Below are 10,999 nucleotides of genomic sequence, written 5' to 3' on the forward strand. Positions count from 1 at the left end.
CCGGAAGCGGCGGTTTTACAATACGTAGGTCAGCAGCAAGTCACTAAACAGCGTTTCTGGGCAGCGATCGCTCACTGCACGGCATTTCCGGTCAGCAGCAAGTCACTGAACAGTATTTTCAGTCAGCGATCGCTCACTGAACCTGGGCGCGGGCGATCTTGCCGGTGAAGGAGTTGGCCTCGTCGGCATCCTTCACGCCGTCCTTGTTCCAGGAGAACATGGCGCGCAGCTTCGGACCAACGGTCTCGATGCGCTCGTTGGAGTACTTCTCCTGAAGCTCCTTGAAGTGCGGAGCGCCAGCATCCTGATCGTCGATGAACTCCTTGGCGAAGGATCCATCCTGGATGCGACCCAGGTGGTACTCCATGCGCTTGCGGCAGTCCTCGTTGATCACGGTGTTGGTGTAGTCGCCGTACTGGGCGGTATCGGAGCAGGACCAACGGGCCTTGTTCAGACCACCCTCGTTCATCAGGTCGACGAGCATCTTCAGCTCGTGGCACACCTCGAAGTAGGCGATCTCCGGCTGGTAACCGGCGTCGGTGAGCACCTCGAAGCCCATTTCGACGAGCTTGTTCACGCCGCCCATGAGCACGTTCTGCTCGCCGAACAGATCGGTCTCGGTCTCCTCCTTGAAGGTGGTCTTGATGGCGCCGGCGCGCAGAGCACCGAGGGCCTTGGCATAGGCGAGGGTCAGCGCCCAGCCGTCGCCGCGGGGATCCTGCTCGACGGCCACCACGACCGGGACGCCGCGGCCGGCGGCGTACTCACGACGCACGATGTGGCCCGGGCCCTTCGGGGCGACCATGAACACCGGGTGATCCTCGGTGGGCTTGATGTAGCCGTAGTGGATGTTGAAGCCGTGGGCGAAGGCGACGGCGGCACCCGGCTTGATGTTGGGCTCGATGTCGTTGGCCCAGATCGTACGCTGATACTGGTCGGGAGCGAGGATCATGATCACGTCGGCTTCGGCGGACGCCTCGGCCACGGACTTGACCTCAAGGCCCTGCTCCTTGGCGAACTGAACCGACTTGGAGGTCGGACGCAGGCCGACGACCACGTCGACGCCCGAGTCACGCAGGTTCAGCGCGTGGGCATGACCCTGGGAACCGTAGCCGATGATGGCAACCTTCTTGCCCTGCAGAACGGAGAGATCACCGTCGTTTTCATACCAGATCTGTGCAGCCATTAAGCACTCCTTTAACTTGCGTACCGATACCGGTCGCCTGTCGGCGAATCGGCAACGGCACACGGTGTTGTGTGGTTGCGCATTATGCATTGCATTCGTTGTGTGTACGGCACGCATGTTGCGCGTTTGGGAGTCCGAGCACCGGCCCGGACGTTCTCAAGCGTGGCGAGATTGTGTCCCGCAAACTGCCTGTGTCCCGCAAACTGCCAACCATCCTACCGAGAATGTCGGGTACGTCACATCCGCGTCCACAACGTGGGCGTTTTCCTGAGCCCGCCGAGCTCAGGTTATCGAAGGAGATCGCAGGGAGCTCGCCGCACGAGGAAAACACAGCCCGGAAAACACAGTCCGCCCGAATACAGCCGCAAATAAAAAAAAACGTCGCCGCCCGACATGCAATGCACATCGGACGGCGACATTCGCCGTTTCAACAGATCATCGCGGCACTACGGTCACGATTGACAATCACTGAACCTGGGTACGAGCGATCTTGCCGTTGAAGGACTCGGCCTCGTCCTGATCCTTGGCCGGGCCGTCGTTCCAGGAGAACATGGCGCGCAGCTTCGCATTTCACCTTCCTGATATTTTAAAAAAAGTCACTATGTGCATATTTTTCAAAATACAATCGTTGCGTATCTTCGGAGAGCCTGCGATTGACTATCTTCATGCTTTAGGAAAGTTGTCAAAACGTTTATTTCATAAAACAGTGAGGCGATGATGGAACCATTACCACGTAGCACATACCTGCAACGCATCATTGAACGCAAGCATAATGGATTGGTCAAAGTCATCACCGGTATTCGCCGTTGCGGCAAGTCCTACCTTCTTTTCAATCTGTTCAGACAGCATTTGCGTGACTCAGGCGTTCCGGAGAACCATATTATTGCCATCGCGCTCGACGACCGAGCCAACAAAGCACTCCGCGACCCCGACGCCTGCTACCGATATGTTCGTAATCTCATTACCGACGACGGTCAATACTATGTATTGCTGGACGAAGTCCAGCTTATGGACGAATTCGAAGACGTCCTAAACGGATTCCTTCACATGTCCAACGTCGACACGTATGTGACCGGCAGCAATTCACATTTCCTATCCACCGATATCATCACCGAATTCCGCGGAAGAGGCGATGAAATCCGCGTCCATCCCCTGAGCTTCACCGAATATTATGCGGCAGTCGGAGGAGACTGGACCGACGCGTGGAATGACTACATGACGTTTGGCGGCCTGCCCCAGATCCTCATGCAACCGAACGAAGCCGCCAAAACCAACTATCTTGACCGACTGATTACCGAGATCTATCTTCGCGACATCATTGACCATAACCGGATACGAAATGAGGCGGGGTTCAATGAGCTTGTGGATATTCTGGCCTCCGGCATTGGATCGCTAACCAATCCAACACGATTGGAGCACACCTTCACGAGCGCCGCCAAACTCAAGCTGTCACAGCCCACCATCGTAAAGTTCATCAGCTACCTTGAGGACGCCTTCCTTATCGAAAAGGCTCAGCGGTATGACATTAAGGGCCGCAGGCATATTGGTGCCTTATCGAAATACTATTTCGAGGACGTCGGACTAAGGAATGCGCGACTCAACTTCAGACAACAGGAGGAGACGCACATCATGGAAAATGTCATATATAACGAGCTGAGACTACGCGGATACTCCGTAGACGTGGGTATCGTAGATCTGCCGCGAACCTCCAAAGAGCACAGTCCTCGTCGTGTCGAAATCGATTTCGTTGCGAATCTCGGCAGCAATCGATATTACCTGCAGTCCGCCTTCGCGCTGCCAGATGCCGACAAGCGAGAACAGGAACTCCGTCCTCTGCTGAACATCGGTGATTCGTTCAGAAAAATCATTGTCACCGGAGGCAACACCAAGGTCAGCCATGACGAGAACGGCATCACCACTATGGGACTCAAACAGTTTCTGCTTGACGATAATAGTTTGAATCTCTAGAAGCCGCATCGCCTACAGAGACATGATAAAACCGCCATTCCAAGCACGAGTGTGCAAGAAATGGCGGTTTTGTCGACTAGGCGTCGCTCACACGGCCAGACTCAGGGCCGTGCCCAGATCATCGAACCGTTTTCCGGTCAGCGATAAATCACTGAACCGTATTGCTGGTCAGTGACAAGTCACTGAACCTGGGTACGAGCGATCTTGCCGTTGAAGGACTCGGCCTCGTCCTGATCCTTGGCCGGGCCGTTGTTCCAGGAGAACATGGCGCGCAGCTTCGGACCAACGGTCTCCAGGTGCGGGTGGGAGAACTCTTCCTGCAGCTTCTTGAACTTCGGAGCGCCGGCGGCCTGATCGTCCATGAACTCCTTGGCGAAGGAGCCGTCCTGAATGCGCTTCAGCTGGTACTGCATGCGCTTCTTGGTCTCGTCGGTGATCACGGTGGAGGTGTAGTCGCCGTACTGGGCGGTGTCGGAGCAGGACCAACGGGCCTTGTTCAGACCACCCTCGTTGGCGAGGTCGACCAGCATCTTCAGCTCGTGGAACACCTCGAAGTAGGCGATCTCCGGCTGGTAGCCAGCCTCGGTCAGCACGTCGAAGCCGAGGTCGCACAGGTGGTTGATGCCGCCCATGAGGACGTCCTGCTCGCCGAACAGATCGGTCTCGGTCTCCTCGGTGAAGGTCGTCTTGATGGCGCCGGCGCGCAGGGCGCCCAGAGCCTTGGCGTAGGCCAGGGTGATGGCCCAGCCGTCACCACGGGGATCCTGCTCGACGGCCACGACCACCGGGACGCCGCGGCCGGCGGCGTACTCACGACGCACAATGTGGCCCGGGCCCTTCGGAGCGACCATGAACACCGGGTGATCCTCGGTGGGCTTGATGTAGCCGTAGTGAATGTTGAAGCCGTGGGCGAAGGCCAGAGCGGCACCCGGCTTCAGGTTCGGCTCGACGTCCTTCTTGTACACGGCGGCCTGGTACTGATCAGGCAGCAGGATCATGACGATGTCGGCCTCAGCGACGGCTTCCGGCACGGACTTGACCTCAAGGCCCTGCTCCTTGGCGAACTCCACGGACTTGGAGGTGGGGCGCAGGCCGACAACGACGTCGACACCGGAATCGCGCAGGTTCAGCGCATGGGCGTGGCCCTGGGAACCGTAGCCGAGGATGGCCACCTTCTTGCCTTCGAGCACGGACAGATCGGCGTCCTTCTCGTACCAGATAGTTGCTGCCATAATTGGCACTCCTTTATGTTGGGTGATTGCCGGACGCGGACGTCTGGCAATCGGTTGAGATTGCTGACGGCCTTCGGCGCGAAGGATTGTGTCCTCGACGTTGAAAGTCATCGATCACTGGGAACTAGTTCTAGTCCTCCAGTGACTGACGCGGAAATCCGCGTCCAAATATTGAATATTGGGTTTTCGCATTGCGGATGGCGGCCGAAAGGGGTCGGCATCCGCGTGGCGTTCGCCGTGTCCATTCGACCACCGCCGGATGAACACGGGCTGAATTCCACCAGAGAAATCGGTGAACTCCGCCGGAGTCGGGGGCCGAGACCCCTCTGGCGATTGACTCCCCTCAGACCGCTTTCGGCGGCCAGCTCCCCTCAGTGAGGGGAGCCCCACATGCACCGAAGCCGAAGCCGATGCGAGCGCGACGGCGCGAGGAGGAGACTTGGGACTCGGCTTCACTTGGTGAAGTCGACGTCCTTAGCTGAGGCTTCTCAAAGGGAACAGTCCAGCGAACTGTTCCCGAAGCCGAAGCGAGCGCGACAGCGCGAGGATGAGACTTGGGACTCGGCTTCACTTGGTGAAGTCGACGTCCTTAGTCTCATGGCACGACAGCACCGCCACGAGGCAGCACACGGCCATCACGCCGAGGTACAGGCCCACCGAGTGCACGCCGAAGTGCGAGCTCAGCCAGGTGGCGATGGTCGGCACGAAGGCCGCGCCGACGATGGCGGCGAGGTTGTAGCCGATGCCAGAGCCGGAGTAGCGCACGTTGGCGTCGAACAGTTCGGGCAGGAATGCGCCGATCGGGCCGAATGCGGTGCCCATCAGGGCGAAGCCGATGCACAGGAAGGCCATGTTGGCCACGAAGTTACGGGTGCCGACGATCTGACCGTTGAGCAGGAACGGGAACAGCGCGGCGAACACGACGAGCAGCACGGAGGAGGTGACGATCACGCGCTTGCGGCCGAACTTGTCGGCGTTCACGCAGGAGATCACGATGAAGGCGGCGAACACGCAGATGGCGATCATCAGCATGAGCAGGTACTCCTGGTTGGTGAAGCCGAGACCGCCGCCGCCCTCACCCTGAGCCTTGGTGCCCCAGGCGAGCGACCAAGTGGCCAGCGTGTAGAACAGCGTGTAGGTGACGGCGACGAGGAACGTGGCCTGCAGGACCTGCCTCCAGCTCTTGCGGAATACCTCGGTGAGCGGGGACTTGACGACCTTCTTCTGCTCCTGGGCCATGCGGAAGATCGGGGTCTCCTCCATGTGGACTCGCACGACGAGGCCGACGATCACGAGGATGGCGCTCAGCAGGAACGGCACGCGCCAGCCCCAGGCCAGCATTGCGGCGGAATCGTTGAAGGATTCAAGCACGAAGTAGGTGCCGTTGGAGAGGAAGAAGCCGATCGGGGCGCCGAGCTCCGGGAAGGAGCCGTACAGGGCGCGCTTGTCTTCGGGGGCATTCTCGGTGGCGACCAGCGCCGCGCCGGACCATTCGCCGCCCAGACCGATGCCCTGGATGAAGCGCAGGAGGCACAGGATCGCCACGGCGGCGATGCCCCAGGTGTTGTAGGTCGGCAGGCAGCCGATCAGGAAGGTGCCGACACCCATGGTGAGCAGGGAGACCACCAGCGTGGTCTTGCGGCCCATGCGATCGCCGAAGTGGCCGAACACCAGCGAGCCGAGCGGGCGGGCGATGAACGCGATGGCGAAGGTGAGCAGGCTCATCAGCAGGGCGACCGTCGGGTTCGCCTTGTCGGAGAAGAAGATGTGCGGGAAGTAGTTCGCAGCGGCGGTGCCGTATGCGTAGAAGTCATAGAACTCGATGGCCGTGCCGACCATGGATGCGGCGATGACGGTTTTGACCGAGTCACGCGCCATGGTCTTCAGGTCTTTTTCAGTCGTTGCCTCGACTGCTGTCATTTCTCTAATCTCCTGTGTAGTCCAACGGATCTTCACCGCTCGACGTCAACGGCCTTGATCCCGGCCTGTGCCGTCCGATCCATTGGTTTCCAGTTTCCTTGGGATGTTCCTTGAGGTGTCCGTGCGGTTTTCTCATCGCCGTTTGCCGGTTTGCAGTTCGCAGCAAGAAAAAAGCCCCGCTTTTGGCAGGGCTCAAAACTGATTGTGTCGGTTCGAACCCAGCCAATCGTTGGCGAGTCCGAACAGGTTGAATGCCGAATCAGTCCGCCAACGAAGACGGAATAATAATTCGGCCGGACACAGCAGCAAGTGCAACATTCAGCTTGTTTGCGGTCATTCCGTACATCTTGGCGAACCTCCCTTCGGTATCGAAGTCTTACATCTCATCGGGCCTTGCGACCCGAACCACTGTGAAAGATAGGCGCGGGACGGGGTGCATGCCAATCGAGGACCACTATATGGACATGTCGATTTCGTGTTACGCGGCGTTCATGTCGTGCCGCGTAACACGAAATCGCTTCGCCGTCATACCACCGTCGGCGGGTTGTTGAGCAGATCGTCGGTGTGGTGTTCGCCGTTGGCGTCGGTCCACGACAGGCTGGCGACCGGCGCGTCGTTGTCTGCGCCCAGACCGCGGCCCGGCTCGAAGACGAGCGTGGCGGACGTGGCGTCGCCCTGCCAGCTGAGTGCGATCGACTTGTCGCCGTCGGCAGTGTAGGAGAATTCGCCGTCGAAGGCGTCGAGCGTGTTGCGCAGACGGCACAGGGCGTTGAGCGCCTGCACCACCGGACGCCTGAGGTTCTCGTCGATCTCCTCAACCGTGTAGTAGTGGCGGTTGATGTCGCGACCCACGTTGGAGCGGCGCAGCAGGTCCATGTCGTTCGCGCCGGCGAGCGCACCCACGTAGTAGACCTGCGGCACGCCGGGCAGGAAGAACTGCACGGCTCGGGCGGCCAGATAGTGCTGGTCGTTGCAGCCGAGGGCCGAGTAGTACGTGGAGTTGACCTGGTAGAGGTCGAGGTTGCTGGCGGCGGCGCCGGTGGCGGCCTGCGATTCGCCGTGGGTGTTGGCGTGAATGGTATTGACCAGATTGTCCACGTCCTCGTCGGGGATCAGTCCCTTGAGGCTGCGGTCGAGCTGGTCGGAGCCGATGTCGATCACGCCGATGCCGTCGTGCGTGTCGAGCACGGTGACGGCGTTGTTCGGGCGGACTTCGGTCCAGTGGGCGAGCGGCTCGACGTGGCCGGTGAACAGGCTGTGCAGCAGCAGCGGGGGCAGGGCGAAGTCGTAGACGCGATCGACCTTGGAGGCGATCTCCACCTGCTTCTTGTAGTAGGAGTGCACTTCGATCAGGATCTCCAGACCGCGCTTGGTGGCCTCCTCGCGCAGACGGCCGATCAGCTTGAAGGTCTTGGGGGTCATGAAGCAGCTGGTGCCGGCTTCCTTGGCGCCGTAGCCCACCGCGTCGAGACGGATGTAGCTTACGTGGCTGGCGGCCATCTGGTCGAAGATCGACATCAGGTATTCCCAGCCTTTGTCGGAATCGGTGTCGATGTCCACCTGCTGCGGGGTGAAGCTGACCCATACGAGACGGGTTTTTCCGGCGAAGTTGTAGTGGGTGAACGGCAGACCCGGACGCGGACGGTAGATGCCGGCGAGGTCCTCTTCGGTGGCGCCGTTCGGGAAGACGGAGCTCATGGTGAGGAACATCGGATAGTATTCGGATTCCTCGCCCTTGGCCAGCACGTCCTGGAACTGCGTGGACTGCCAGCTCATGTGGTTCACGATCGCGTCGACCATGATGTTGTGGGTCTTGGAGAGTTCGGCCACATCATCCCAGTCGCCGAGACGCGGATCGACCTTGGTGTGGTCGATCGGGTCGAATCCGGCGTCCGCGCCGTCGAACGGCGTGAAGAACGGGAGGATGTGCACACCTTCGTAGGCACCGTCGAAGCGCGTACGGAGGATTTCGGTCATCGATTTGAGCGTTCCGTCGCCGAGACGATCGGCGTAGGTGATCATCTGCACTTTGTTTTTCATATGGCCTCCTTGCCGGTTCCACTGAGGTCTGCCGGTGATTCCGATATCGTGAGAGTTGATATCAAACCGGTTCGATATCGATAATATTAAACCGGTTCGATATCGTCAAATCAACCGCAAGAATCGATAGGAATCAGCAGCCATAGGGAGTGTTTTGATTTTGGCGTGCGATTTTGGCGTGTTTTGATTTTGCTGTGCGCTGATTTTGACGTGTGCTGATTTTGACGTGTGCTGATTTTGACGTGCGCAGCATGCCGCCACAGAAGGTTTAAAGCGATCCCGCCCGCGACGAACGAAGCCATGCACCTCATCGCATGCCGCCGCCCCCTCGCATCCTTCGCCATGACCCGCACTGCGCCCCGTGCTGGCGCTGCTGGTCGTGCTGGCCGCGCTCGCATCCTTCGCCATGACTCGTACTGCGACATGACCCTTACTGCGACATGACACGCCGTCACATGGGCCGGATACCGTCACGCGGTACACCTGCGCCAAGTGACGCCGCAACCAAACCCCTGAAATTTCAACGTTTCTACAGGTGCATCACACGGTACACCCATTCCCCGTGACGCGAAACGAACCGTGTGACGCGGAACAGTCCATATAACACACAATGAACCGGGCAAGTCAGCAGACCGATGGGATTTTGGCGGGCAAACGACGTTCGGCGTTCCGGCGCACGAAGACGAACGATGGGCACGGCGGCACCCGACCGCGCGCGATCTCGCTGATCAACGCGTGGTCTCGCCCGGAACGAAGGCAACGGGGATCACATCATAGGGCGTAGGCATATCCGACCGTGCAGCCACATCCGACTGCACAGCCATATCCGACCGTGCAGCCACATCCGACCGCACAGCCACGATTTCGTCGATCCGATCATCGTTCGACCGGACCTTGCCAACGTCCGCCCTGCCGGCATCCATCTCGTCGATGGTGGCGCGCATCCGCTCGACCAGACCGCCGGCGAGCGCGTCGAGATCCTGACGGATCGCCGTGATCTTCATGCCGGCGACCTCGGTCACATACGTGCCGTCATAGGCGATGATCTGCAGGTCCTGCGGAATCCGCCGCCCCTCACGCAACGCCACGCGCACGCAATGCGCGGCGGCCAGATCCGGCGCGATGATCGCATCCACGTCGTCGAACCGCGCGAACGTCTCCTCCGCGGCCTGTTCGAACAGCGGCAGCATGCTCACATGTTCAACCGTCACATAGTCGAAGCGAATGCCGGACTCCGCGATCATCCGCTCGAACGTACGGTGATACCGAACCGTGGTGAACGTACTGGATTCGCCGCCATCGACCTCGGAGGAATCAGAAAGATCGTGGAATTGCGAGCGCGGCCCGCCGATCTCCACCACATGCCGCGCGCCGGTTTCGATGAACCGCTGCGCTGCGAGGCGTCCGCCCTTCTCATGGTCCGAAACCACTGCGGGCACCCCTTCGCACAGGAATCTGTCGAAGGCCACTACCGGCCGGCGCACATCTCGCCAGTATCGCGGCGGGCGCGTGTTATGGGATCCAATGATGAGCCCGTCCATCATCTGCCGCTTAAGCATGTCGACGTACTCCTGCTCACCTCGCTCCTGATCGGCGGTAGAGCACAGCATCATCCGCAGACCGGCTTCGTGCAGATGCCGCTGCAGCGCGGCGGAAAGCTGCGCGAAGAACGGGTGCGCGATGGTCGGCATGGTCACGCCGATCAGATTCGTGCGACCCCGATACAGGTTCCGGGCCAGCTCATTGGGCACATAGTTGAGCTCGGCCATCGCCGCCTCGATGCGAGCGCGGGTTTCGTCGGCCACGTAGCCGGTACCGTTCACCGCCAGCGACACCGTACTGAGCGACACCCCGGCCCGCTTCGCCACGTCCCGCATTCCGACCACCGACAAACCTCCTTCATGCGCCGCGCCCGTCCGCCCCGCAGCTCGGCATTGCTCCGTCGTCTGATTTTCGTCACCTAATAGTAACCGAACATCCGATCCGGGCTTCGTCTACGGCACCTCATCAGTCAGCTCGCCTGTCGGCGAGCCTGAGCCCTAGAAACGGCTCTGCCGTTTCCTTGACGGGTTCAGCCACAGATTCCGGCCTTCCCCTCCGAGGGGAAGGTGGACGGCGAAGCCGGACGGATGAGGTGGTCCGAGCCACGCATGAACCAAACACCAACCAATGAACTGCGCCCCAATTGTTAGACGCGGTTTATTAAGGGTACCTGATCAGGCTGCGAGGGACATACTCCGGAATTCCTCCGGGGTGCGTCCCTCCAGCCGTCTCTGGCGTCGTCTGGTGTTCCAGTGGATGATGTACTCGTTCAGACCGGTCTCGAACTCCTCGTAGGAGGCGAACTCGCGGCCGGTGTAGAACTCGTCCTTGAGATGGCCGAACACCTGCTCGGTCGCGGCGTTGTCGATGCAGTCGCCCTTCCTGCTCATGGACTGGCGTATGCCCAGTTCCGCGAGACGGTCGCGCCACCACCGGTGCTGGTACTGCCATCCCATGTCGCTGTGGAGCACGGGATCGACGCCCTCGGGCAGACGGTCCTCGAGCATGGCGAGCAGCCTTCGCTGCTGGGCGAGGTCGGGACGCCGGCTTACGTCCCAGGCGACGATCTCCTTCGATCCCATGTCGTAGACGGGCGCCAGGTACGCCTTGC

General features: G+C 60.2%; 8 protein-coding genes. 1 reads left to right on the forward strand and 7 read right to left on the reverse strand.

Features of this window, described 5'->3' with window-relative positions; translation table 11 throughout:
• Positions 1–133 precede the first annotated feature (133 nt).
• A complete protein-coding gene (ilvC, locus tag Uis1B_RS02055) occupies positions 134–1,186 on the reverse strand; it encodes a ketol-acid reductoisomerase (RefSeq protein WP_101615060.1) in 1,053 nt (350 codons plus the stop codon).
• A 714-nt stretch (positions 1,187–1,900) separates the two neighbouring features.
• On the opposite strand from ilvC (Uis1B_RS02055), the gene Uis1B_RS02060 reads away from it, so the two are divergent.
• The gene (locus tag Uis1B_RS02060; protein WP_243390213.1) at positions 1,901–3,154 is read left to right on the forward strand and encodes an ATP-binding protein; all 1,254 of its coding nucleotides are present in this window, start codon (positions 1,901–1,903) and stop codon (positions 3,152–3,154) included.
• Between the two features lie 179 nt (positions 3,155–3,333).
• Here the strand turns inward: Uis1B_RS02060 and ilvC (Uis1B_RS02065) are convergent, their stop codons facing one another.
• The 6 genes from ilvC (Uis1B_RS02065) to Uis1B_RS02085 all read right to left on the reverse strand — a co-directional run.
• Positions 3,334–4,386 (reverse strand): ketol-acid reductoisomerase, encoded by a 1,053-nt coding sequence (ilvC, locus tag Uis1B_RS02065; RefSeq protein ID WP_101615062.1) that lies wholly within the window; start codon positions 4,384–4,386, stop codon positions 3,334–3,336.
• A 567-nt stretch (positions 4,387–4,953) separates the two neighbouring features.
• The gene (locus Uis1B_RS02070) at positions 4,954–6,306 is read right to left on the reverse strand and encodes an MFS transporter (RefSeq protein ID WP_423734846.1); all 1,353 of its coding nucleotides are present in this window, start codon (positions 6,304–6,306) and stop codon (positions 4,954–4,956) included.
• A 525-nt stretch (positions 6,307–6,831) separates the two neighbouring features.
• Complete coding sequence (gene gtfA, locus Uis1B_RS02075) at positions 6,832–8,346, reverse strand: sucrose phosphorylase (protein WP_101615066.1); 1,515 nt, start codon at positions 8,344–8,346, stop codon at positions 6,832–6,834.
• Between the two features lie 105 nt (positions 8,347–8,451).
• On the reverse strand, positions 8,452–8,754 hold the full coding sequence (locus Uis1B_RS11815; RefSeq protein WP_133124800.1) for a hypothetical protein: 303 nt from the start codon (positions 8,752–8,754) through the stop codon (positions 8,452–8,454).
• A 320-nt stretch (positions 8,755–9,074) separates the two neighbouring features.
• Positions 9,075–10,232, reverse strand: coding sequence for a LacI family DNA-binding transcriptional regulator (locus Uis1B_RS02080; protein WP_101615067.1), 1,158 nt, complete (start codon positions 10,230–10,232; stop codon positions 9,075–9,077).
• 330 nt (positions 10,233–10,562) lie between these two features.
• On the reverse strand, positions 10,563–10,999 hold a 437-nt coding region (locus tag Uis1B_RS02085; RefSeq protein WP_165782681.1), incomplete at its 5' end, for an IS3 family transposase.

The organism is Bifidobacterium margollesii, from assembly GCF_002860355.1.
In the GTDB taxonomy this organism is placed as follows: domain Bacteria; phylum Actinomycetota; class Actinomycetes; order Actinomycetales; family Bifidobacteriaceae; genus Galliscardovia; species Galliscardovia margollesii.

Bases quoted from the DNA above. Each gene is read 5' to 3' on its own strand.
- ilvC (WP_101615060.1), bottom strand. From the start codon at position 1,186: ATGGCTGCACAGATCTGGTATGAAAACGACGGTGATCTCTCCGTTCTG.
- Uis1B_RS02060 (WP_243390213.1), top strand. From the start codon at position 1,901: ATGATGGAACCATTACCACGTAGCACATACCTGCAACGCATCATTGAA.
- ilvC (WP_101615062.1), bottom strand. From the start codon at position 4,386: ATGGCAGCAACTATCTGGTACGAGAAGGACGCCGATCTGTCCGTGCTC.
- Uis1B_RS02070 (WP_423734846.1), bottom strand. From the start codon at position 6,306: ATGACAGCAGTCGAGGCAACGACTGAAAAAGACCTGAAGACCATGGCG.
- gtfA (WP_101615066.1), bottom strand. From the start codon at position 8,346: ATGAAAAACAAAGTGCAGATGATCACCTACGCCGATCGTCTCGGCGAC.
- Uis1B_RS11815 (WP_133124800.1), bottom strand. From the start codon at position 8,754: ATGGCGAAGGATGCGAGCGCGGCCAGCACGACCAGCAGCGCCAGCACG.